Raw genomic sequence first — 22,524 nt, forward strand, 5'->3', positions numbered from 1 at the left:
CCTTTCAGGGTAAAAGACTTGCCGTTAGCTGTAAACGCGCTTGTTTATTGCTCGTCTACGAATTGTACCAGGTCTTCCAATACCCGTTTTTTGATTTCCAATTGCGCATCCGGAGCCAGGCCGTATTTTTCGGCGAGCTGGACATAATCGGTGGGGCTGAGCGAAACGGTTAACCGTGGCCGCTTGGGACGCTTGGCCACGGATAAACCCAATATCATGCGTATCTGATCTGAAGGGCTGACACCTGTATCCAGGGCCGCCTTGCGGATGGAGTATTGAAACCTTTCATCCAGATCAAAAGCTACCTGAGTCGCCTTGGCAGCCTTTTGGTTTTGTAACCATTTTTCCGGATAAGGGTGGTTCTTGCTCATGCCGCATTATTCTCCTGGCCAGTAGTCACGAATATCGCTGAGGGGGCGGTAAAGGGTCAGCGCAACGTCGGTTTCGCCGCCTTCATAGACTTCGATATCCAGAGCGCGAGACTCATCGTCATCCAGCAACTGATAGCTTTCGAAGGCATCACCTGTTGCACCGTCAGCATCCTGAGGCGGCCTGAGTCCACGGTAATCTTCCCGGTGGAAATAGCCAAACTCAGCAAAACTGACCTGATGGTAGTGTTTCCCGAGCCATTGCTCAAGCATCTCAGTCTCGGCAGTGAGTCCCTTGGTACTCAGCTCAGCTTTCCCCGGCTCATCGAAGATCGCGGAGAAATCATCCAGATCGAATAAGGCATCGACCTGAGCGCGGCTTATCTTCAGCGAGAAAGCCAGCCAGGTTTCGTCGTCTTCATCCAGCCCCAGATAGATGGCTTCGCCGCTGTGCCCCTTGAGTACCCATTCAGTCGACTGACTGCGCTGATACTCATAGGTATTGACGGCTTCGACCCTAAGCTGCTGCCCGCGCAGATGCGCGGGCAGGGCAAAGCTGTCATCAAGGGAGATCATATCGCCCTTTTGCAGCTCTGATGGGTGCTTAAGCTGACGCACTGGAGTTTCTTTTTTGCCAAACAGGCTGCCAAAGAATCCCATAGGTTATCAGCCTTTCTTGGCTTTCAAACGCTCGAGCACATCGCTGGCGTTGCTCTTCTGCTCGCCGATACCGGCTTCAGCCAGCTTGGCTTTCAGCGATTGGTCGCTGTTCTCGGCTTCCAGATTTTCGGCAGCCTTCAGGCGGTCGTCAAACTGTTGCTGACGTGCCTTGATACGCTCCAGTGAGTCTTTGGCGTTGAGCAGCTTGGAGTTGCTTGACGCGAAAGAGTCGGTAATGGAAGCCGTGGCCTTTTGCACGCTTTCAGTGGTCTTGACCATGCTCAACTGACGCTGATAGTCGGCCAGCTGACGTTCGGTCTTCTTCACCAGATCTTTCAGGCGGGCAGCATGGGCGCTGAAGCTGTCGTTGGCAGTTTGTTGCTCGGCCAGTTCCATTTCCAGCTGGGCAATCTTCTCGGCCACTTCCAGTGCCAGAGTTTCATTGCCTTTTTCCAGTGCCTGAGTGGCATAGCCTTCATGCTCGGCGACAGCACGCTTAATGCGATCGATTTCACGGCTGGCTTGCATCTCTTTGGCCATCACATCTGTCAGTTCACGCTTGGCTTTGGTGAGGTGTTTCTCGGCGTCACGGATCTCCTGTTCGAAGATGCGGGTTGAATTGGCATCCACTATGCTTTGGCCGACTTCGTTGGCCCCACCGCGGAATGCTGTAAGAATTTTGTTCAGTATGCCCATGATTTGGCTCCTTATTTCAAAAAGTCGACCAGTTCGTCAATGACTTCGAGACAGTTGTCAGACAGGACAGAGAGTTCCTGTTCTATTTCCAGCATGCTCGATTGCAGGGAGAGTGCACCGTAAACCACATACTTATCGTCAATCTTGGCGAATGAAGACAGTGGCATAGGGATGTTGAGTTCCAACATGGTTTCAAACATCTCGGCACGGCGTTCCTGCTTGAGTTCATCCTCTCCCCAGAGATAACTGATGCAGAGGATTTGGTTTTCCGTTACCGAAACAAATACGGGGATCTCTTCACGGCCAACCACATTGACCTGCAACACTTCTACATCCCCTTCAATGGGGTAACAGTCAAACTGGAACCCAGTAGAGCTGTTGTCGCCAAGTCCATTTAAATGATTGGCAATAGTGTGAATATTCATATTTGTCCTCTTTGACATATTATGTCTGCGTTTAAAGATAACACCGAGACATAATATGTCAAGCGTTATCTTTGCCTGTTTAAAAGGTTGCTACACCCTGTTCATCTGTCCATGCCTGCAGGTGGTAGTAATACAGCTGCAGCGAGCCTATGGTGTTGGGCTGAACCTGGTCCATCTTAGTGTAAAACTGTTTCGGAAACTCGAAGGCTCCGCGAATAAGCCCAGGCGTCAACCAGTCATCCTCTACCGGCAGTTGCTGCATCTGCTGCAGCCGACTCTTGGCGTCCTGGCCATTGAGTGTCCCTATGGTCCAGCCCCATTCGCCAAAGCTGGGCACATTGTGGTGATACTGATTCACCTTGAATCCCGCCAGCGCAAGGGTCTTGCCTACAGAGATAAAGGCCTTGGTCGCATGGTAAGGCGAGGTGGACTGTATACTGATGGCCCCATCCGCGCTCAAAAGTTCCCTGAGTTTTTTATAAAACAGGTCTGAATAGAGCTTATTGAGATCCGGATGTGAGGGATCAGGCAGATCCACTATGATGGCATCGTATTTATCGCCGCGGGCCAGCAAGCGGTCGACACCGTTAAAGGCATCGTCGAAAACCGTTTCCACCCTGGGATCGGCAAAGGCGTTGCCGTTGAGGCCGAGCAATGCTGTCCTGAGATCTTCCGGTACTTCAGCCCCAGGTTCTTTGAACAGTTTGACCATCTCGGCATCGAGATCCACCAGAGTGACCTGCTTGGGTTGCCATTTCAGTACCTGTTTCAAGCCCAATCCATCACCGCCGCCTATGATCAACACCTTGTCGTGACGGGCACTGGCAGCCAGAGTCGGATGTACCAGAAAGGCGTGATAGATATGCTCATCGCTGGAGGAGAACTGCAGCCGGCCATTGATATAGAGGGAGTAAACCGGCGGCAGATGGTTACCCATCAGGCGCTTGGTCAGTGTCAGTTGCTGAAACCGGGTAGCCTTGGCATAGACCACCTTGTCCTGATACAGGAGGTTGTTGAATCCTTGCTCCCAGGTTGGTCCCTTGATGGCCAGCATCAGCAGCACTCCTGTGGCCAGTACGTGTGCCGCCAGTAACCAGTTGGCGGCGCGGATCCTGTCCCTGAAGCGGATGATAAAGATAAACCCGGCCAGGAGGTTAAAGGCGGCGGTCATGGCTGCAGCCAGCTGGATATCCAGCGCCAGCATAAAGCCGACCCAGAGCGCCGCACCCACACCAGCACCTATATAGTCGGCGCCATAAATGGTGCCGGCATTGTGCAGCAGGTGTTCATCGGACAGTGCCTGACGCACCCTGGCAATGAGCGGGATCTCCATGCCTATCATCAAACCGAGCAACACACCCCAGAAATAGGGCAGGTAGCGGGACAACTCCTGAAAACGGCCGATAAAGCCACCCTGAGGCAGATGATCCGGCGGTAGCCCCAGGGTTCGTCCTATCAGTTCCGGTAGCTCGTGGCCAAAGCCGATGACGGCCGCGGTGATCAGAATCGCCAGTGAGCCCAGCAAGGCGACAGTCAATTCCAATACTGCAAAGCCGCTGAAGGCGCACTTTATCTTGCGGGCGGCAAAGGCCCCCAAGCCCATGGAGACTATCATCAAGCCTATCATGGTGTAGATGGCCGCCTCGAGGGCGCCCAAAATGCGCCCGGCATAATGGGAAAGCAGGTATTCGTATATCAGACCACAGGCCGCCAGTACCCCCATGATCCCCAGAAGCAGGGCATCATCGAGGGCACCTAAGTGACGTCTGTTGGGCTCTTGGGTGTTGGCGTGACTACTTAATGCCACGGGCTCAGGCCATCAAAGCGGTGAGGATCAGCGCAACCGCTATGCTGATCGCCATTTCAACAGCGGCCAAGCCTATGTTGTGCTGCTTCTCAACCTCATCGGCGAGGTCAATTTTTGCCAGCACCAGGAGTTTGACCAAGGGTAGCAACAGGCTCAGTACCACCAACATAATGAAGGAGAACACCAGCCAGCCAAGGGCGTTGGTGACATAGGCTTCAGGGCTGAAGACGATAAAGTGACTGGCGGCATTGAAGCTCAGTGCCATGGCGATCATCGCCCCGGCATGGCGTATCGCCAGGGCGGTATTTCCCTGCGCCAGCGCCTGCTGCATTGAGCTGTCCTGGTTGCGGGCGGCGTAGCGATTCTCTCTGAGGCGGGTCAGCAACACCAGCATCAATTGAGAAATAGCGAAGGCGCTGAGGATGGCAATAAAGGTATCCAGGGTCAGATCTTCGGCCCACAGCAGCACGGCGCGGATAATAATCGCAGTGGCGATAGCGGCCGAGGCATCGACTATGGCAACCGACACATTGCCTTTGAGCACCAGGGCGTTCTTGTCGATATTATTCAAGGCGATTTTATCGTGCAAAAAGCGCCCCAGTTTGATCAGCACCAGCCCAAACAGGCCATAGGCGCTCATGCCGATGGCTTCCTGCAGATAACTGTGGGCGGCGGCGCCGGTAATGGCGCCGGTCAGCACGATACCCAGTGCCGCCACAGCGCCGGCGGTGCTGATGCCGAAGGCGAAGTTGTCTCTGACCGCCAGCTCTTCACTGCTGTTTACCCGAACACTCCATCCCTGCAGGTAGCGGGTCAGAGTGAGCAGTACCACGGCGATAGAAAGGTCGATGGCGAGTATGACGGCCAGTTCCTGAGTGATGCCGAATTCCTGAAATAGAGTCATGTTCATTCCTTAAGTTGTGATCCTGGCTGAGTTATTTGCCCCGGCTGACACCACGGCTGGTGCGACTGCCAGAATTACGGAAACTGCTGTCTTTAGAGTAATTAGAGCGAAACTTGCTGGCCGTTTGCCCACTGCTGGATGGCTTGGGTGCGGCGCTGCTCTGACGAGAGAGGGCGCTTGAGCCGGAGCGGGACTTGGCATAAGGGCTGTCAAAGCGTTTGCCTTGAGAGTCGAAACGTTTTTTGGTGCGCTCATAGACCTGGGTTTGGGCTTTAGCCTGCTTGGGGGAGGTATAGCGATAGCGCCCCACATCATTGTAGTAGCTGTAATCCCTGCCTCTGGACCAGTTGTCATAATAAACCGGCCTGTGGAACAGGTTGGAAAACATGGAGTACATGCCATACCAGGCCCAAAAGGACATGCCGTTGGAATCGGTTTGCCACTGGCCATAGGCGGGGTTACCCACTAACTGGCTGCCGGCACCAAAGTCTTCCGAGCCATTGGCCAGGGTTGAAGCCTCGCGGCTGATGGCGTTGACCCTGGCGAGTTTGCCCTCTGACATATCGGCAATCACATTGACGGGATCTGAAAGCATGTCGTTGAACAGGCTGGAGTCCAGCGCTTGATAGAGGTTGTTTCCCTCTTCCAACTGTTGGTCAAGATTGACAAAGTTGCTCGCCACCTTGGCGTCTTTCACCCTGCTTTCCAGTGACTTGTACAGTGGTCCCTTACTGGTGGCATCCAGTGTCAGTTGTTCCACCAGCGGCTGTAGCTCCGGCCGCTGCTGCGCCAGAATTTGACCATACTGTTTGAGTAAGATGCCATTGCGCAGCTGGTCTTTGTCCAGCATCTGGCCGAGTTTTTCCAGACGTTGGTCATTCAGCTGTTGCAACTGGGCAATCTGCTCGGGTCTGTCGTCACCGCAGGCTGTCAGTGATAACAGCATCAGCAGACTGAGAATACGGATCAGCATTCCTGCCATGTTTTCTCCATTATGATAAGCACTTGAGCCCGGCAAACGCTGCTAAAACCTCTGGTCCCCGTAGGCCGTCAGTGCAAGTTGGTGTAATCTGTGCACAGAGTATCACCCACAAGAATTGGGGTGAAGTCAGAATCATCTGCATCGGCCGGTTAAAATCCATGTCGAGCGGACGTTTGTGCGGCAAAGATGACATAATATGTCTAAATGGTCTTGAATACAATCGAACAGGGATAACTATGGAATTGGGGTGTGACAGTCAAAAGCCGTTTTCCGAGTTGCTGTGCAAACAGGCCGGTAAGCATTGGCATCTGCTGGTGGAGCGCTGGCCTGAGGTGGTTACCGAGCTCAGCCTCATAGAGCAGCAGGAGCTGCAACGGGTTATGGGCTTGAGTGATTATGTTGCCACTCAGCTGTGCCGCCACCCTGAATGGATTGCCCCCTTCTTTAGCGGCCAGCTCACTCGCCTGGATAGACAAGACTTTGCCGACGAAATCCAATCCCTGCTCGACCCTGTCACCCAGGAAGAAACCGCCAAGTCAGTGCTGCGAAACTATCGCAACCGGCAAATGGTGCGCCTCGCCTGGCGCGACTTCATGGGTTATAGCCCGCTGCAGGAGTCACTGCTCGATCTCTCTGTATTGGCAGAGGCACTGATAATTGGCGCCAGAGACTGGCTCTATCGCGAAATGTGCCAGAGTCTGGGAACCCCTTGTGACTGCGACGGCAAGCCACAACCTTTGATGATCCTGGGGATGGGTAAGCTGGGCGGCCGTGAGCTGAACTTCTCATCTGATATCGACTTGATCTTTACCTTTCCGGAACACGGTGAGACCCAGGGCGGTCGGCGCAGCCTGGATAACCAGCAGTTCTTTATCCGCATGGGGCAACGCCTGGTCAATCTGCTGGGGCAGGTCACAGTTGACGGCTTTGTGTTTCGGGTCGACATGCGTTTGCGCCCCTATGGCGAGAGTGGCCCGCTGGTGGTCAGCTACAGCGCCCTTGAGGATTATTATCAGGAACAGGGGCGTGATTGGGAGCGTTACGCCATGGTCAAAGCCCGCGCGCTTGGTCCCTGGACTCAATACTCGGATGAGCTTCACGACCTGCTACGTCCCTTTGTTTACCGGCGTTATATCGACTTTTCCGCCATAGATTCCTTAAGGCGGATGAAGCGCCTGATTGCCCAGGAAGTGCGGCGGCGCCAGCTCAAGGACAACATCAAACTCGGTGCCGGCGGTATCCGCGAAGTGGAGTTCGTGGTGCAGAGTTTTCAACTTATCCGCGGCGGCCGGGAGCCGGCGCTGCGCAGTCAAAGCTTGTTCGATGCCATAGATACCCTCTTTAGTTTGGGGCAACTTGAGTACCTGGCGGTAGATGAACTCAAGCAGAGTTATCTGCTGCTGCGCCGGGTAGAAAACCTGTTGCAGGCCATAGGGGATAAACAGACCCAGACCCTGCCGGATAACGGCCTGGATTGGCATCGTCTCTGCTACGCGTTGGGGATGGCCAATGAGGCAGAGCTGCGCAGTGAGGTTGAGGCCGCCATGTTCAAGATTCATCGCCATTTTCGCGATACCGTCGGCGGTGATGAAGACAATGAGGAGCAAAGTGATAGCTGGGCCTGCCAGCTCTGGGTCTGTGACAGCGAGGAAGACATACAATCGCTGCTGGCCGAGCGAGGCATAGAAGACAATGAACTCTGGAGCAGTCTGGCTCATTGGCGCGAGACGGTATCACGTCGGGCCATAGGCCCAAGAGGGCGGGATACCCTGGATAAGCTGATGCCGAAAATGCTTGAGGAGTTGACGCTGCAGCCCAATCCCGGCAAGGCATTCAAGCCGGTAACCGGCGTACTGGAGCAGATCCTCACCCGCACCACTTATCTTGAACTTCTGTGTGAAAACCCCGGCGCCCGCCAACAATTGGTGAGCCTGTGTTGTGCCAGTCCCTGGATTGCCCAGCAGCTGGCGAAATTCCCCATGTTGCTGGATGAACTGATCGATCCGGCGCAGCTTTATGACACCACCTCTCTGGATGACTACGGCAGTGAACTGCGCCAATACCTGCTGCGGGTTCCGGAAGAGGATATGGAGCAGCAGATGGAGGCGCTCAGGCAGTTTAAACTGTCGCAACAGTTGAAAATTGCCGCCGCGGATGTCACCGGGGTCTTACCTATCATGCAGGTCAGCGATCACCTGACTTTTCTTGCCGAGGCCATCATAGAGCAAGTGGTGCAACAGGCCTGGCAGCAAATGACAGAGCGCCACGGCGTGCCGCCTGGCCTGGCTGACGGCGAGATAGGTTTTGCCGTCGTCGGCTATGGCAAGCTGGGGGGCATTGAGCTGGGCTACGGCTCGGATCTCGACCTGGTGTTTCTGCACAATGCCAAGGGCGGCTCGACTGACGGTGACAAGCCGTTGGATGTAGGGCACTTCTATCTCAAACTGGCGCAGCGGATATTACACCTGTTTTCCACCCGCACCATGTCGGGCGAGCTTTACGAGGTAGACATGCGCCTGCGACCATCGGGCGCCTCCGGGCTCTTGGTCAGTGAAATTGGGCATTTCGGCGAGTATCAGCAGCAGGAGGCCTGGACTTGGGAACATCAGGCTTTGGTTCGTGCCCGCTTTGTCTTCGGTGATAACGCCTTGGCGCAGGAATTTCAGGCGGTGCGTGACAGCGTGCTGCGCCAAGCAAGAGACAGGAAACAGCTGGCCAGCGAAGTGCGTGAGATGCGCCTCAAGATGCGCGACCATCTGCTCAAAGCGCCGCAGGGAATGTTCGATCTTAAACAAAGCGTTGGCGGTATCGCCGATATTGAGTTTATCGCTCAGTATTTGGTGCTGGCCTATGCCCATAAGCACCCAGAGCTGTGTATCTGGTCTGATAATGTGCGGATTTTTGAGGTGTTGGCCGAGCTTGAACTGCTGCCCTTGATGTCGGCGCAGCATCTGACCCAGGCCTATTGCATGCTGAGGGATGAAAACCACAGGTTGACTCTGGCCGGTTTGCCTGGGCTGGTGGCACAGGAAAAAGTGGCGGAGCAGGCCGAACGGGTTAGTAACATCTATGAGCTTATCCTGGGGCAATAGTTTACCGGTGCGCTCAGGCTATCTATAGTTAACGGAGAAGTTTTGTCGATTGCTTTGCCTGAAGCCACTGTTGAGGAATGCCTATGCCAAGCCCCCCAAAGCCCTTGGATGAGCCACTAAGGCTGGCTACCCTGCAAGGACTCGGGGTGTTGGATACCGAAGCAGAGGAGCGCTTTGATCGCATCAGCCGTATGGCGCAACGACTGTTTGAAGTACCCATCTGTTTGGTTAGTCTGGTTGATGCCAAACGACAATGGTTCAAGTCCAGCTTAGGGAAGGTGCGAATAAGTCCTCGCGGCACTCTGGCTTACACAGCAATTGGCGTTCAAGGCATCTGACTGAAGGCATGCCGGGGCCTGTCGAAGTCGGATAACGCAGAGAGCCGGTTGCTGTGAAAGCCCCAAAGGGCGTGGCTTACAGTCCTGCCTGCTGTGTTGTGCTTCTTGCAAAGGACTAGGGCCATTTGCTGCGAACCACGCCTTGCATCCAGGCCTGTAAGCCGACGCAGAGCACGCATGGGACTTGTTCGCACCTTCCTTAGGTATCTCCCTCAGGGAGACACCCAGAGATCAGTCGTTTTGTGGTCATGCCATCCTGTCGCCTGAATCCATGCTGATCCCGGATACTCTCAAGGACCCTCGTTTTGCCGACAACCCTCTGGTTACCGGCGCTCCCCATATCCGATTTTATGCCGGTTATCCTTTGACTATGCGCAATGGTTGTCGGGTTGGCACCTTCTGCATCATAGATGTACGCCCAAGAGAACTGTCCCAGGAAGATAAGCTGTGTCTGGAAGATCTCGGCCATATGGTGGAAAACGAACTGCAGCATATGGAAGAGGTCTGTCAGGATGAACTCACCGGCGTGGCCAACCGCCGGGGCTTTGAGTTACTGGGGGAGATGGCACTGTCTTCCTGTTGTCGTGAAAGTTTCTACGGTGCCTTGCTGTATCTGGATCTCAACGAATTCAAGCCCATTAATGATACCTATGGTCACAGTGAAGGTGATGCCGTGTTGCAGGCCTTTGCCGCCATGCTGGTGAGCTGTTTCCGCGAGTCGGATGTGGTAGCCAGGCTTGGAGGTGATGAGTTTGCCGTACTGCTGACCCATTTGCGACCATTGGATGTCAGAGCCATCAAGTTGAGGTTCCGTAAAGCCTTGGCCGAACTCAACTTCCGCTTGGCAAAACCCTATCAGATCCGTGCCAGCCTCGGAGAAGCCCTATACGATCCGGCCCAACCCAGGAGCTTGGCCGAGTTGATGGCTCAGGCCGACGGCTTGATGTACCGCAGAAAGCCGGGGCGCGATTAGCTGGGTTGGCGTTTTGTTTTCTTAAGTAACCATCAAGTCATTACAACGGGCGACCAAGTCCTGAATTAGCCGCTTGCCCATATGGTTCAGGCTGGGCGCAGCATGCAGTACCAGTTCCATCGGTAATGGCGGTGGCAGAGTCTCTTGCTGAATATGGGCGTCTGTGAGCAGGCGTTTGGGCAACAGGCTCACTCCTATGCCTGCGGCTACCGCGGCTTTCACCTGTGACAGTGAATTACTGACTTGCACCATTTGCCACTCTATCCCGGTTTCATCAAGCAGCTGGATCATCTCACTTCGATATAAACCACCATTGGGAAAGGCCACCAAAGGTAGCGGGCGCTTTTCTGCCAGCGAGTGGCTGCGACTGTCGAACCAGCAAACAGGTTCTGGCCAGCAGGCGACGCCGCGACTGGCGCCGAGGCGTTGTTTCACCAGCACTATATCCAGTTTGCCATCACGAAATGCTTCATAAAGGCCTTGGCTCAGCCCAGATGTCAGTTCCAGTTGTAATGTCGGCTCCTGGCGTTGCAGCTTGGCCAACACCAGGGTCAGTACCTCACCGGCAAAATCTTCCGGCACTCCCAATCGAAGTGGGGTAAACGCCTCTTGTGTTCGACCTCCGGCTTCCCGCATCAGCGCCAGTATCTGTCTGGCATAAGTAAGCAGTCGCTCACCTTCAGGTGTGGTTTGGGCATAACGGCCACTGCGATCCAGTAAAGGATAACCCAATTGTTGCTCCAGACGGCGAAGCTGCTGGCTAACTGTTGACTGGGTCAGGTGAGTGGCGGCCGCGGCGCGGGTGAAACTGCCACTGTCGGCGACGGCGACAAAGGCCCGCAGTAATACAGGATCGATCAGTGCCAGGTTGGCGGGAGAATGAGGTGTTTTCATCAGTACCGGATTAGTGAGAATTCCACTGATGAATATTTCATTATTTAATTTCCAAATCAAATAGGCAGTTTTTAGACTGGATGGAAAATTTGCCTGGAAGCCACAGAATGAAAGCAACACTCACAAGCATGCCGCTGACAGAAGCCGATCTAATAGAACACTTGGTGATCAAGGCCAAAGATAATCTGCTGTCCGGCGCCAGACCCTTTGCCGCCCTGTTGCTGAAAGACGGGGAGATTATTGCACAAGGTGTCAACCGAGTCGCAGCCGACTGCGACCCTTCGGCTCACGCCGAAATGCAGGCCATACGTGCGGCGGCCAAGTCATTAGAGACGACACAACTCGATGGTGCCGTGCTCTACGCCAGTGGTCACCCTTGCCCCATGTGTTTGGCTGCCGCCTTGATGGCAGGTATACGTGAGATACGCTATGTATTCGATAATCACGATGCCGAATTCTGGGGATTCTCCAGTGAAGCCAGCTATGGTTTGCTGGGTTTGGAGAGCCAAAAGCTTGCACAAAGCCCGGGGTTTACCATTCGTCGTTGTCAAAGCTCCTTTGAACCTGCCTGGCTCTATGGCGCTTTGGCACATGATGCTCAGGCAAATCCAGCTGGGGATAGCGAAGAGCAATGACACTTCAACAGCCGTATTTGACCAGGCTGAAAGCAGTGGCTCTGCTGCTGTTATTGTTTGGTGGTGCACTGGCGTTGAGGCCTTTTCTGACATCGCCCGGGCCTTTGCTGGTACAGCTCAGTAGCGAGCTTGGTATTGAGGTGCAGGCTCTGGGATGGCTGACCTCAATGCCCATGTTGCTGATGGGAGTTGGAGCACTGACTGCCCCTTGGCTACCTAAAAGGCTCTCCAGCTTGCCCGGTGTGGCTCTTAGCCTCGGCTTGCTGACTTTGGCGCTGGTACTCAGAGCAAGAGTTACTATGCCACTGCTTTGGCTCTCCACCTTGCTGGCCGGGCTTGCCGTAGCTTGGATGCAACTGCAGTTACCAGGGCTTATCAAACAGCATTTCGCCGGACACTTGCCGGTATTAATGGGGGGATACTCGGCGTTGTTGATGGGTGGCGGCGCTCTGGGCGCTGGAGTCACCCCTTGGTTGATGACGCTGTTTTCAGAGGGGGCTTCGGTGTTGGCATTATGGGCGCTGCCTTGCATACCTGTGTTGTTACTCGCACTTTGGTTGGTCAGGCGTGACTCTCAACCGGCTGTTTCCAGAGTTGCACCTCTGACTGAAGGCTCTATTGTGAGTACATCAGGGGAGGATAATCCCGCGCCCGCTAAACCAAGCTTGCCATGGCGCCGGGCAAAGGCCTGGTCTTTGTTGCTGAGTTTCGGGCTTATCAATGGAGGCTATGCCAGCCTGGTGGCTTGGTTACCGCTCAGCTATCAGAAACTGGGCATGTCTCAGCTTGCAAGTGGGCGGCTGGTGGCCCTGATGGCGCTGGCACAGATGTTTTCAGCCCTGACGTTACCGCTGCTGGCAGGTCGTTTCGCCGGCAAGCAAGCAAAAGCCGACCGCCGTCCCTGGTTGTGGTTGGCTCTTATCGCGCAATTAGTAGGCTTTATGGCCTTGGCTTTGTGGCCTCAGGGCGCCCCTGTGCTTTGGAGTCTGCTGCTTGGCGTGGGGCTTGGCGGCAGCTTTTCACTTACCTTGCTCCTGGTGCATGAAGAATACCGCGGCGCCGAGCAGACGGCCGGCCTCAGTGCCATGGTGCAGGGCGGCGGCTTCCTGCTGGCGGCGCTGCCTCCCTTGATCATACCGCCCTTGTTGCTTGACGGCGCAGCGCCTGTGATGCAGAGCAGTACCTATTTTGCTCCACTGTGGTTGTTGCATTGGTTGTTTGTCTTGGTGGTGACCGTGCTTTGTTTTGGTTTTGGTCCATCAGGTTTGCCTGCGCGCCGGGAGACAGATGAGCAGCAACGAGTCTCCAAGGTTCATGCTCAATAAGGCCGAAATCATTCCTCGGCAGGAGAGGTTGGTATTGTGACTCTCCAAAGACCTGGAACTGTTGATAACAATTTGTTTATTAGACCTAAAATAATAATTAAGGAAGCCGGAATGTCATTGAAAAAACTGTCGCTGTTATGTCTCTTGGCCACATCATTTACCCCGCCGCTGCAGGCCAAACCCCATGAGTGGCTGCTGACCAATTTCAGTTTGCTGGATGTGGAGCAGGGGCGTTTGCTATCAGGTAAACAACTGGCGATCGATGAGGGGCGGATAAGCGCCATTGAAGACAGCTCAGCCAAGTTAACGGCTGAGCGCACTGTGGATCTTCAGGGCGGCATTTTGATGCCATCTTTGTGGGACATGCATGTGCACTTCGAAGGCCGGGAACTGGTGGAGGACAATGCCCTGTTACTGCCGCTTTACTTAAGTTACGGCATTACCGCGGTGCGTGAAGCGGCCAGCGATCTGGCGCCGGAAGTGCTGTTATGGCGTAAACAGATTGAGTCCGGTAACCGTTTGGGGCCGAGAATTTTCAGTGCCGGGCAGAAGTTTGAAGGTCCGGATTCTGTCTGGAATGGCGATCTGGAAGTGGCCGATGGCGCCGAAATGCGTCAAGGCATGGACAAGCTTGAAAGTATGGCGGTCGACTTTATCAAGATCACTGAAAATACCATGCCGGCGGCTCTCTATCTGGAAACACTCAAAGAGGCCCGTGCCCGTGGACATCTGGTATCCAGCCATATTCCCTATGGTGTCAGCATTTTCGAAGCTGCCAAGAGCGGGCTGTCCAGCATAGAACATGCTTCATATGTACTTAGGCTGGGAAATGCCCTAGAGCCTCAAATTGCTGCTGCGGTTGCGGCCGGACGTATGAGCACTAAGCAGGCGAGTCAGGCGTATCGTGATGGGTTCGACCCGGAGCAGGCGCAGCTGGGTTACCGCATGTTGGCAGCCAAAGGCGTTGCCGTGACACCAACCTTGATTGGCGGCCACCAGTTGGCCTGGCTCGATACTCAAGATCACAGCCAAGATCCTTTCATGGCGTTTCTGACCCGAGCTTTTACCGAAAAATATCGTTGGCGAATTGAGCGTATGGGAGCGCAAACACCTCAGCAGTGGCAGACACGTAAGCAGCATTATCAAGCGCTGGCTGCCGAGTTGCCAAAACTGTTGCAGGCCGGGGTTACCCTGCTGGCGGGCAGCGATTCTGCTGCGCTCAACACTTATGTTTACCCCGCCGAAGGGCTGCACACTGAGCTGCAACTCTGGCAACAGGCCGGGGTGAACAATGCTGATATTCTGCGCTCGGCTACCATTAATGGCGCCCGCTTCATGGGCCAGAGCAAGGACTATGGCAGCATTGAAGTCGGCAAAAAGGCAGAACTGCTATGGCTGCAGGACAATCCGCTGCAGGACATAGGTGCCACTCAATCGATAAGAGGGCTCTTCTATCGCGGTACCTTGTTTGATAGCAAAGCGCTGGACGCTATGCGTACCGAGGCGGCCGAGTCAGTGCGGCTATTGGATAACGCCAGGCGCCAGCTCTGAGCTGCCCAGCATCTCGGTTAAGCGGCTATAGGTGCGGCGAAATTCGAAGCTGAGGGCGCCGCCCTGATAAAGCTGCTCCAGTGGTACTTGGGCATGTAGCACCAGTTGTTTACCCCTGTCATAAAACTCATCTATCAGGGCGATAAAGCGCCGGGCGGCATCATCCTCCGGCGCATAACTGAGCTTTCTATCGCCTGTGCTGACGGCTTCGGCAGCATCTTCGGTACCACGGGCGCGGATCCAGCCGCGGCGCTCACCGCCAAGCCTGGGTACATGGCTCAGCAGCAGAGTATCCAGTGTTTCGGCCAGCTCCATATAATCCAGAGTGGATCTCGGCCCTTCGCAGAGCTGATCGAAGCGAAACCAGGCCAGGGATTGTGTGGCTTCCATAGCTTGGAAAAAAAGCGGTCTGCCCATGATGCTGAGTTGCCCTGGACCCGAGGCGTTTTTTGAAAACCACTGGCTGAAGTCAGGTTCATTGCCAAGCTGCAGCAGGGGAAGTGCCGCCTGGGCATGGGGCGCGCCTTTGGTGAGGCGATGGTCCTGCTCGCCATTGAGGTGCAGCGATTCCATCTTCTGTTGCAACAAGTCGATAGTCGGCAAAAAGCGCTCTCGCTGCAGGCCGTTTTCATAGAGGCGCTCGATTGGCGTATTGGAAGTGCTGACCAGCATAACGCCACGGTTAAACAGGCCTTCGAGTAAACGTCCAAGAATAATGGCGTCGCCGATATCCGAGACGAAAAACTCATCGAAGCACAGCAGGCGGCATTCTTTGGCCAGTGTGGCGGCAATCTGATCCAAAGGCTCACGAGTGCCGCTGATGCGGTTCAGATCTCTGTGAACCCTGGCCATAAAGTGATGAAAATGCAGTCTGAGCTTGGGTTGCCCCTCGACGGCATTGAAAAAGAGATCCATCAACATGGTCTTGCCGCGGCCGACATCCCCCCACAGGTAGAGCCCGGGGGCTTTGTTTCCCTGACCGAGCGCCTGAAAACGCTGGTCAAGCGCTGCCAGCGCAGGCAACTGGGCGGGGTCTTGCTGCCAAGGGCCTTGGGCATAGCGTTCAGAGGGTGAAATTGTGTGCTTCATTCTGGACGTCTCATCCTGTGACTGTTATTTAAGTGCCATATAAGTGCCGCGGGCGGCCAGTATAGCAAGGGCTTGAGCCTGAAGGAAAAGTGCCTGCCATGCCGCTTCATCTATCCATGGAATAGTGTTCAGTTCCTTTTACGGATAAGATGCGCCTTTTGAGCCATAGGTTGAGGAACAAGCCATGACGGCAGAATTGGCAATCATAGATATCGAGGAAGGTCAGGGCAAAGCCGCGGTGAAAGGAGCGCTTATCACGGCTCACTACCGAGGTTGGTTGAGTGACGGTACTCAATTTGATTCTTCCTGGGACAAGGGGCGTCCCTTTCAGTGTGTCATAGGCACAGGGCGGGTGATCAAGGGCTGGGATCTGGGCTTGATGGGAATGAAGGTCGGTGGCAAACGCCGACTCAAGGTTCCGGCACATCTGGCTTATGGTGAACGCCAGGTTGGGGCGCTGATCAAGCCGAATTCGGATCTTGAATTTGAAATTGAACTGCTGGAAGTCCTGACCCGCGACGATTGAGTCCAGGGCTTTTGAGCGCTATTGGCTCAGATGGATTTTGTTTTTATATAAAGCTGATATTATAGCTTTGCCCTTCATTCATCTGAGTCATAAAAGCACTATGAGCCGTTCCCCCTTCGCATCTTTTCAATGGCATTCAGACATTTTTGCCTGCGACAGTACGGATATCGAACATTTCTATGCCCAATTGCAACAGGAAGTTGATCGTCTGCAGTTGGGGCGCAAGAAGCTGGGCGAAATAGGTGATTATCCACTGGAGCTGTATCAGTCGCCCTCAGCGACGGCGGAGCTGCCCTCTGTGTTGATCAGTGCCGGATTCCACGGTGAAGAGGCTGCCGGCCCTTGGGGGATGCTGCATTTCCTCAGTGAACTGCAACAGGATATTTTCGAGCGAATTAATCTAAGCTTGTTGCCTTTGGTCAACCCCACTGGCTTTGCCAAGGGGCACAGATTCAATAAGTTCGGTGAAAACCCCAACCGGGGGTTTTTACAGCCCAAAGAGGGCGAAGCCAGTTCACCTTCGGTTGAAGGCAAGCTGCTACTGGAATATGGCCAACTGCTGCAGGGCGCCAGCCGTGAAGGCATATTGACCTGTCATGAAGATGTGTTGCAGCAGCACACCTATATCTATTCTTTTGAGCCCAGACAATCACCCGGCCAGTTCAGTTTGCAGCTGCGTGATACTCTGGGGCGTTTCTTTGATATTGCCGCCGATGGTGATATCGATGGCTGTCCGGTGCAAGACGGGGTCATCTTCAACCACTTTGATACTTCGTTCGAGGCCTGGCTGGTTCGCACCGGTGCCAAGGTGGGTGTTTGCAGTGAAACACCGGCAACCCAGAACCTGGATCAGCGAATTCTGGCCAACAGCGCCGTGATGCACGCCTTTGTGCAGCAGCAGTTGGCTCCCATCAAGGGGTAACAGCCAAAAGCGATACCGCTCAAAAGCAAGACCCCAGCCTAGGCTGGGGTCTTGCTTTTGAAAGGCTTTCAGGGATTGAGGCGGGTCGGAATACCGCTTCTGTCATCCAACAGGCGTTTGAGCACGGTCGAATCGGTGTCGGCATGGGCGATAAAGCGGCTGATGGCCGGGGTCATCTTCAATACCACAGGTGCGGTGGATTCAAACTCGGCCTCGGTGCGCGACAGCGGCTGATGCACTTCCAGATAGCGACCGCCATCAGGCTCCAGGCTGGCCTTTATCGGCTGATTGACAAACTGTACCCGGGTGCCGTTGGGCACAGTATTGAACAGATGCTCGATATCCTGATTACGCAGGCGGACACACCCCTGGCTGACACGCAGGCCTATACCGAAGCTGGCATTGGTGCCGTGAATGGCATACAGGTTACCGATATAAAGCGCATACAAGCCCATGGGGTTATCCGGGCCTGCGGGCCAGACCTTGGGCAGGGTGATACCGTTGGCGGCATATTCCTTGCGGATCCTGGCCGTTGGGGTCCAGGTGGGGTTGGCACGTTTGCGATAAACCTTGGTCACCCAGTTTTCCGGGGTATCCCGGCCTATCTGACCTATACCTATGGGTAAGACCTGTACCGTATTGCTGTCTTTGGGATAGTAGTAGAGGCGCATTTCGGCCACGTTGATCACTATCCCTTTACGAGGGGCATCCGGCAGGATCAGCTTGTGAGGGATCAGTAATGTGCTGCGTGGCTTGGGAAGAAAAGGGTCGACCCCTGGGTTGGCCTCGGTCATGTTGGTCAGCCCCAGTTGATATTCGTCGGCAACACTCTCCAGTGTGCGCTTGTCATCTGGCACCACATAATACTGGTTGTCACCGACGATACTGCTGCCTTCGGGCGGCAGAGGATATTCAACGGCCTGCGACAGGCAGGCGGGAAGCAACAGGCCCAGTAACAGGGCGAGGCGGGGAATTCTTGTCATAGGATATTTTTCTTCATTAAACGCTGTCAGTCGCCCTGGTTTCAGGCATCAGAGTCGAGCAGGCATCCTTACCTTTTCCGGCGCAGATTTCAACAGATTGCGGCAAAAAAACTATTTCAGTTGTAGGCGTTTTGCCAGTCGATGCAGGTTGCCAGGGTCGACGCCCAACTCGCGGGCACTGGCGGCCCAGTTGTATTGATGCCGCTCCAGCACACTGCGCAGCAGCTGTCTTTGGAACTCCTCTGTGGCTTGCTTGAGTGTGATGGCTTCTGCAGGCGCTGTTGTGTCCAGCTGGCGCGACAGCGCACTTGGAGAGGGGGTCTTTGACTGCAACTCACCCAGTTGCAACTGGCATTGGTTATGGTCACTGGCGGCGCGCGCCAACACGCTGGCGCGGTGCAACAGGTGTTCCAGTTCCCTGACGTTGCCAGGCCAGTCGTTGGCCAGCAGCCAGGCTTCCGATTCGGCGGACAGACTCAGGCGCTCCAGCCCCAGCTTGCTGCGGCAACGTTCAAGAAAATGCCCGGCAAGCAGCAGTATGTCGCGACCCCTTTCTCTCAGTGGCGGTACAAGTAGCGGGAAAACACTCAGCCTGTGGTAGAGATCGGCGCGAAAGCGGCCTTCAACCACCTCGGTTTTGAGATCCTTATTGGTGGCGGCGATAACCCGCACATCCACTGTCAGGCTTCTGTCTTCGCCAACCCGTTGCAGATCGCCGTATTGCAGCACCCTGAGTAACTTGGCCTGCAGCGGCAGGCTGAGCTCGCCTATCTCGTCGAGAAACAAAGTCCCCTTGTCGGCCAATTCAAACTTACCGGCGCGATTGCTGATGGCGCCGGTAAAGGCGCCTTTGACATGACCGAAGAGTTCACTCTCGGCGACCGACTCGGGCAGGGCGGCGCAGTTGAGGTACACCAGAGCCTTGTTGCCTCTGGGCGAGGCGGCGTGTACTGCCTTGGCAACCAGCTCCTTACCCGTGCCGGTTTCACCGAGGATCAACACGTTCAGGTCGCTGGGAGCGACCACGGCAATTTCCCGCTTCAGCGCCAACATCAGCGGGCTTTCCCCCAGAAGTTCACTGTGGCCGGTTTCCGGCAATGGTTGACTCTGGCTCTGTAGCGACAGGCTTTCCAACTTATCCAGCAGCAGGGCATTGCCGAGGGAGGCGGCGGCGATGGCGCTCAGGCTTCGCAACTCTTCATCGCTGAAATCGTCGAACTGGCAAGGGTCCAGACCATCTATGGTCAAGGCGCCTATCAGCTGTTCCTTGTCCAGCAGCGGTAGGCCGATACAGGCATGCACCTTGAGCTTATCTGTGTGGGCGGCTATCAGGCCATCGTAGGGATCCGGCAATTGGCTGTCTGCCGGAAAGCGCACCAGATCGCCGGCGCGGGCGATGGCCTCCAGTCTCGGGTGCTCTGTGATGTTGAAGCTGCGACCGAGTACATCGGCCCTGAGGCCGTCGATTGCCAGTGGGATAAAGCGATTGCCCTGAAATCGCAGCAGAGCGGCGGCATCACAATGGAGATTGTCCCGTACTGTCGCCAGCAGGCGACTGAATCTGTCGCTGTTTGGCAAACCTGAGGTGATATCCAGCGCGATACGGGTAAGATCGGAATGGCTGAGTGGCATAAGCTGACCTGAATAGAATCCCTGGGGTGAGTCTACCCCAGGGACAGCGGAATGTCATTTTGACATTATTTTTCAGTGCGAGTGGCTAGTGACTGGTAGCAATGGCCAAGCGTTTGGCCTTGACCGCCTGTCGCAACAATCCCAAGAGGAAGGCGCCCAGCAATAAACCGCCGACGGAGAAGATGATGTCACCAAACATCCGCATCCATACCAGGCGTTCTACCAGCGGGCTGTGGATCACCTCTGCCGAGCGGGCAAACCAGTAGCCATGATCCAGCACGGCGAAGAACTGCACTATGCCCACCGGCAGCAATGACAGGAACAACATGGCGGCCAGCCCCAGATTCAGGCTCCAGAATGCCCCCTTGAGCCACTTGTCTTCCCAGCGCAGTTTACCGGCAAGTCCTGACAGGCAGAACAACATCAGGCCTATCCCCAGCATGCCGTAGACTCCCATAAAGGCGCCGTGGGCGTGGGTGGCCGTGGTATTCAGCCCTTGAATGTAATAGAGGGCAATCGGTGGATTGATCAGGAAGCCCAGTACACCGGCGCCCACCAGATTCCAGAAAGCGGTGGCAACAAAGAACATGATGGCCCAGTGATAGCGTTGCATCCAGGGAGCGGCCCGGCGCAGGCGATAGCTTTCTACCGCTTCAAAACCGATAAGGGCCAGAGGCACCACTTCCAGCGCCGAGAAGATAGCGCCCCAGGCGATGACCGAAGTGGGTGTGCCGGTGAAATAGAGGTGATGCAGTGTGCCTATCAGGCCTCCGGTCAGGAAGATCAGGGTAGAGAAGAGTACCGCACTATTGGCACTGCGGGCACGGATCAGGCCAAGACGCACAAACATCAGGGCGATAACCGAGGTAGCAAAGGTTTCAAAGAAGCCTTCAACCCACAGATGTACTACCCACCAACGCCAGTATTCGGCGATGGCAAGGTTAGTGTGCTTGCCCATAAACAGCCCGGCACCATAGAAGAGGCCGATGGCAACACAGGAGGCATAGAGCACCCAGAGCACAGGTTTTAGCTCAGACTCCTGTTTCAGGGCGGGCAACATGGCGCGGCTCACCAGCGCCAGCCAGATCATCAATCCGGCCAACAGCAGCAGTTGCCACACCCGGCCGAGATCTATGTATTCATATCCCTGGTGACCGAAGAGGAAGTTGTTGTCCAGTGAGAAGTATTGTTGTACCCCCAGCCATTCACCGGCCATGGAGCCCAGCACCACTACCAGCAGAGCGACCCACAATAGGTTGACACCGAAGCGTTGATATTTGGGCTCGTGGCCGGAAAGCGCCGGCGCGATATAGAGTCCGGTACCGAGCCAGGCCGTCGCTATCCAGAATACAGCCAGTTGAGTATGCCAGGTGCGGGTCACTGAATAGGGCAGGATCTCACTCAAGGGAAAACCGTAAAACTCCTGGCCTTCAACCGCATAGTGCGCCGTGACGCCACCTAGCAGTATCTGCAGCAGAAATAGGCCGATAGCGGTAATGAAATATTTACCTGTGGCCTTTTGTGACGGTGTGGGTTTGTGTCTGAACAGGGGATCTTTTGTGGCGGGAGCCGGCAGGGCTTCATGTTTGCCGGCTGCGTGATACCAAACCAGGGCACCGATACCGGCCAGCAGAGTCACTATGCTCAGAATCGACCAGACGATATTGTCTGAGGTCGGTGTGTTACCCAGTTGCGGATCGTAGGGCCAATTGTTGGTGTAGGTGTAATTGGCATCCGGGCGTTCGGTCACTGCGGCCCAAGCGCCCCAAAACAGGAAGGCATTGAGCTGTTGACGGCGCTCGGCAGATCCTATGGTATTGGTTTTCATCGCATAGGCTTCCCGTAGCTCATTCAACGCGGGATCGTCACCGAACAAAGATTGATAGTGCTGACTCACTTGCGCCATGGCGGCGATACGGGTGTCGGAAAGCATTACCCGTGTGTGACCTCTCTCGTCTGTAGTGACAGTGTTATGGCGCAAATCATCCCTTAAAGCTTGCTCCAATGCGGCCTGAGTACTCTTGTCCAGGCTATTGAAAGGTTTGTTGTATGTCTCCTTGGCGCGAATATCCAGCCAGGCTTCGGCCTCACGGTGCAGCCAGTCTGCAGTCCAATCCGGAGCCACATAAGCACCATGGCCCCAGACGGAGCCAAGTTGATGCCCGCCCATGGAGCGCCAAACCAACTGCCCTTGTTCTATATCCTTGCCGCTGAAAACCACTTGGCCCTGGCTGTCGTTATAGGTATCGGCAATCGGTGGTTTTTCCCGATAGATTTCACTGCCGATACTGAGAAGCACAGTGAAAGAAGCGACCAACACAAGTAACAGTGCGATCAGGGTGAATTTTTGTCTGCTCATTGGCATCCCTCTGACAAAGTCTATTTGATAGGTTTCCTTCCATAGAGCAGCTAACGTGCCAACTTTTATTCTTGTTTTTAATCAGTGTATTACTTATTTGTGTGCTTTTGATACTGTCATTTTGATTGTGTTTAATGTGTCCTTTTAACATTAATTATTGTCATTGTGACACTGACTGTTTACCAGAAAGCTATAACTGATATCTTGACGAGAATTCTTGGATTTCAAATTCTTTAGTTAATTGAAAAAATAGGTTTTTTTTCATTAATTTGAGTTTATGTTTCTTTGGGTGCGCATTTGATGTTTTATGGGTAAATATTCTATTTTTTAATGGGTTACCTGGCTTCTTTTTCTGGTTTTTTT

General features: G+C 54.6%; 20 protein-coding genes. 8 read left to right on the forward strand and 12 right to left on the reverse strand.

What is annotated here, in order from left to right; all coding sequences use genetic code 11:
• Positions 1 to 44: 44 nt before the first annotated feature.
• From ACWAU4_RS04025 to ACWAU4_RS04055, 7 genes are all read right to left on the reverse strand, one after another.
• The gene (locus ACWAU4_RS04025) at positions 45 to 371 is read right to left on the reverse strand and encodes a hypothetical protein (protein ID WP_025010356.1); all 327 of its coding nucleotides are present in this window, start codon (positions 369 to 371) and stop codon (positions 45 to 47) included.
• 6 nt (positions 372 to 377) lie between these two features.
• Positions 378 to 1,028, reverse strand: a complete 651-nt coding sequence (locus ACWAU4_RS04030) for a hypothetical protein (RefSeq protein ID WP_208125528.1) — start codon at positions 1,026 to 1,028, stop codon at positions 378 to 380.
• 6 nt (positions 1,029 to 1,034) lie between these two features.
• Positions 1,035 to 1,724, reverse strand: coding sequence for a PspA/IM30 family protein (locus tag ACWAU4_RS04035; protein ID WP_025010358.1), 690 nt, complete (start codon positions 1,722 to 1,724; stop codon positions 1,035 to 1,037).
• 11 nt (positions 1,725 to 1,735) lie between these two features.
• A complete protein-coding gene (locus tag ACWAU4_RS04040; protein WP_025010359.1) occupies positions 1,736 to 2,149 on the reverse strand; it encodes a YjfI family protein in 414 nt (137 codons plus the stop codon).
• A gap of 79 nt (positions 2,150 to 2,228) precedes the next feature.
• Entirely contained in the window at positions 2,229 to 3,956 is a 1,728-nt protein-coding gene (locus ACWAU4_RS04045; RefSeq protein ID WP_187575607.1) for a polyamine aminopropyltransferase, read from the reverse strand.
• 4 nt (positions 3,957 to 3,960) lie between these two features.
• A complete protein-coding gene (locus ACWAU4_RS04050) occupies positions 3,961 to 4,860 on the reverse strand; it encodes a DUF350 domain-containing protein (RefSeq protein ID WP_025010360.1) in 900 nt (299 codons plus the stop codon).
• A gap of 31 nt (positions 4,861 to 4,891) precedes the next feature.
• On the reverse strand, positions 4,892 to 5,842 hold the full coding sequence (locus ACWAU4_RS04055) for a hypothetical protein (protein WP_044733743.1): 951 nt from the start codon (positions 5,840 to 5,842) through the stop codon (positions 4,892 to 4,894).
• 236 nt (positions 5,843 to 6,078) lie between these two features.
• On the opposite strand from ACWAU4_RS04055, the gene glnE reads away from it, so the two are divergent.
• The 3 genes from glnE to ACWAU4_RS04070 all read left to right on the forward strand — a co-directional run bounded on the left by glnE (position 6,079) and on the right by ACWAU4_RS04070 (position 10,245).
• Positions 6,079 to 8,934: a bifunctional [glutamate--ammonia ligase]-adenylyl-L-tyrosine phosphorylase/[glutamate--ammonia-ligase] adenylyltransferase gene (gene glnE / locus ACWAU4_RS04060; protein ID WP_454290453.1), complete on the forward strand. Its 2,856-nt coding sequence runs from the start codon at positions 6,079 to 6,081 to the stop codon at positions 8,932 to 8,934.
• A gap of 83 nt (positions 8,935 to 9,017) precedes the next feature.
• Positions 9,018 to 9,272 carry a hypothetical protein gene (locus tag ACWAU4_RS04065; protein ID WP_208125529.1) on the forward strand — a complete coding sequence of 85 codons (255 nt, stop codon included), beginning with the start codon at positions 9,018 to 9,020 and terminating at the stop codon, positions 9,270 to 9,272.
• Positions 9,273 to 9,456: 184 nt separating this feature from the next.
• Complete coding sequence (locus ACWAU4_RS04070; protein WP_082052689.1) at positions 9,457 to 10,245, forward strand: sensor domain-containing diguanylate cyclase; 789 nt, start codon at positions 9,457 to 9,459, stop codon at positions 10,243 to 10,245.
• A 21-nt stretch (positions 10,246 to 10,266) separates the two neighbouring features.
• Here the strand turns inward: ACWAU4_RS04070 and ACWAU4_RS04075 are convergent, their stop codons facing one another.
• On the reverse strand, positions 10,267 to 11,139 hold the full coding sequence (locus ACWAU4_RS04075; RefSeq protein WP_208125530.1) for a LysR family transcriptional regulator: 873 nt from the start codon (positions 11,137 to 11,139) through the stop codon (positions 10,267 to 10,269).
• Between the two features lie 107 nt (positions 11,140 to 11,246).
• On the opposite strand from ACWAU4_RS04075, the gene ACWAU4_RS04080 reads away from it, so the two are divergent.
• The 3 genes from ACWAU4_RS04080 (at position 11,247) to ACWAU4_RS04090 (ending at position 14,650) form a co-directional block, all read left to right on the forward strand.
• Positions 11,247 to 11,774, forward strand: a complete 528-nt coding sequence (locus ACWAU4_RS04080; RefSeq protein WP_052678628.1) for a nucleoside deaminase — start codon at positions 11,247 to 11,249, stop codon at positions 11,772 to 11,774.
• Positions 11,771 to 13,099 carry an MFS transporter gene (locus ACWAU4_RS04085; RefSeq protein WP_208125531.1) on the forward strand — a complete coding sequence of 443 codons (1,329 nt, stop codon included), beginning with the start codon at positions 11,771 to 11,773 and terminating at the stop codon, positions 13,097 to 13,099. Before ACWAU4_RS04080 ends, ACWAU4_RS04085 begins: the two co-directional genes overlap by 4 nt.
• A gap of 111 nt (positions 13,100 to 13,210) precedes the next feature.
• Positions 13,211 to 14,650, forward strand: coding sequence for an amidohydrolase family protein (locus ACWAU4_RS04090; RefSeq protein WP_144131999.1), 1,440 nt, complete (start codon positions 13,211 to 13,213; stop codon positions 14,648 to 14,650).
• Here ACWAU4_RS04090 and zapE read toward each other — a convergent pair.
• Entirely contained in the window at positions 14,621 to 15,739 is a 1,119-nt protein-coding gene (gene zapE / locus ACWAU4_RS04095; protein WP_208125533.1) for a cell division protein ZapE, read from the reverse strand. The two genes, ACWAU4_RS04090 and zapE, sit on opposite strands and share 30 nt — an antisense overlap.
• A gap of 184 nt (positions 15,740 to 15,923) precedes the next feature.
• On the opposite strand from zapE, the gene ACWAU4_RS04100 reads away from it, so the two are divergent.
• Both ACWAU4_RS04100 and ACWAU4_RS04105 read left to right on the forward strand, forming a co-directional pair.
• Positions 15,924 to 16,265 (forward strand): FKBP-type peptidyl-prolyl cis-trans isomerase, encoded by a 342-nt coding sequence (locus ACWAU4_RS04100; protein WP_025890081.1) that lies wholly within the window; start codon positions 15,924 to 15,926, stop codon positions 16,263 to 16,265.
• Positions 16,266 to 16,365: 100 nt separating this feature from the next.
• A complete protein-coding gene (locus ACWAU4_RS04105; RefSeq protein ID WP_025890080.1) occupies positions 16,366 to 17,187 on the forward strand; it encodes an N-acetyl-ornithine deacetylase in 822 nt (273 codons plus the stop codon).
• Between the two features lie 68 nt (positions 17,188 to 17,255).
• Here ACWAU4_RS04105 and ACWAU4_RS04110 read toward each other — a convergent pair whose 3' ends face one another.
• From ACWAU4_RS04110 to ACWAU4_RS04120, 3 genes are all read right to left on the reverse strand, one after another.
• Entirely contained in the window at positions 17,256 to 18,170 is a 915-nt protein-coding gene (locus ACWAU4_RS04110; protein WP_025890079.1) for a L,D-transpeptidase family protein, read from the reverse strand.
• A gap of 111 nt (positions 18,171 to 18,281) precedes the next feature.
• Entirely contained in the window at positions 18,282 to 19,802 is a 1,521-nt protein-coding gene (gene norR / locus ACWAU4_RS04115; RefSeq protein WP_101052642.1) for a nitric oxide reductase transcriptional regulator NorR, read from the reverse strand.
• Positions 19,803 to 19,887: 85 nt separating this feature from the next.
• Positions 19,888 to 22,161: a nitric-oxide reductase large subunit gene (locus tag ACWAU4_RS04120; protein ID WP_234556352.1), complete on the reverse strand. Its 2,274-nt coding sequence runs from the start codon at positions 22,159 to 22,161 to the stop codon at positions 19,888 to 19,890.
• Between the last annotated feature and the right edge of the window lie 363 nt (positions 22,162 to 22,524).

This window comes from Shewanella sp. FeAMO (genome assembly GCF_053653955.1).

Excerpts from the sequence above, each read along its gene's own strand:
- ACWAU4_RS04025 (WP_025010356.1), bottom strand. The coding sequence starts at position 371 with ATGAGCAAGAACCACCCTTATCCGGAAAAATGGTTACAAAACCAAAAG.
- ACWAU4_RS04030 (WP_208125528.1), bottom strand. The coding sequence starts at position 1,028 with ATGGGATTCTTTGGCAGCCTGTTTGGCAAAAAAGAAACTCCAGTGCGT.
- ACWAU4_RS04035 (WP_025010358.1), bottom strand. The coding sequence starts at position 1,724 with ATGGGCATACTGAACAAAATTCTTACAGCATTCCGCGGTGGGGCCAAC.
- ACWAU4_RS04040 (WP_025010359.1), bottom strand. The coding sequence starts at position 2,149 with ATGAATATTCACACTATTGCCAATCATTTAAATGGACTTGGCGACAAC.
- ACWAU4_RS04050 (WP_025010360.1), bottom strand. The coding sequence starts at position 4,860 with ATGACTCTATTTCAGGAATTCGGCATCACTCAGGAACTGGCCGTCATA.
- ACWAU4_RS04055 (WP_044733743.1), bottom strand. The coding sequence starts at position 5,842 with ATGGCAGGAATGCTGATCCGTATTCTCAGTCTGCTGATGCTGTTATCA.
- glnE (WP_454290453.1), top strand. The coding sequence starts at position 6,079 with ATGGAATTGGGGTGTGACAGTCAAAAGCCGTTTTCCGAGTTGCTGTGC.
- ACWAU4_RS04065 (WP_208125529.1), top strand. The coding sequence starts at position 9,018 with ATGCCAAGCCCCCCAAAGCCCTTGGATGAGCCACTAAGGCTGGCTACC.
- ACWAU4_RS04075 (WP_208125530.1), bottom strand. The coding sequence starts at position 11,139 with ATGAAAACACCTCATTCTCCCGCCAACCTGGCACTGATCGATCCTGTA.
- ACWAU4_RS04080 (WP_052678628.1), top strand. The coding sequence starts at position 11,247 with ATGAAAGCAACACTCACAAGCATGCCGCTGACAGAAGCCGATCTAATA.
- ACWAU4_RS04085 (WP_208125531.1), top strand. The coding sequence starts at position 11,771 with ATGACACTTCAACAGCCGTATTTGACCAGGCTGAAAGCAGTGGCTCTG.
- ACWAU4_RS04090 (WP_144131999.1), top strand. The coding sequence starts at position 13,211 with ATGTCATTGAAAAAACTGTCGCTGTTATGTCTCTTGGCCACATCATTT.
- zapE (WP_208125533.1), bottom strand. The coding sequence starts at position 15,739 with ATGAAGCACACAATTTCACCCTCTGAACGCTATGCCCAAGGCCCTTGG.
- ACWAU4_RS04100 (WP_025890081.1), top strand. The coding sequence starts at position 15,924 with ATGACGGCAGAATTGGCAATCATAGATATCGAGGAAGGTCAGGGCAAA.
- ACWAU4_RS04105 (WP_025890080.1), top strand. The coding sequence starts at position 16,366 with ATGAGCCGTTCCCCCTTCGCATCTTTTCAATGGCATTCAGACATTTTT.
- ACWAU4_RS04110 (WP_025890079.1), bottom strand. The coding sequence starts at position 18,170 with ATGACAAGAATTCCCCGCCTCGCCCTGTTACTGGGCCTGTTGCTTCCC.
- norR (WP_101052642.1), bottom strand. The coding sequence starts at position 19,802 with ATGCCACTCAGCCATTCCGATCTTACCCGTATCGCGCTGGATATCACC.
- ACWAU4_RS04120 (WP_234556352.1), bottom strand. The coding sequence starts at position 22,161 with ATGAGCAGACAAAAATTCACCCTGATCGCACTGTTACTTGTGTTGGTC.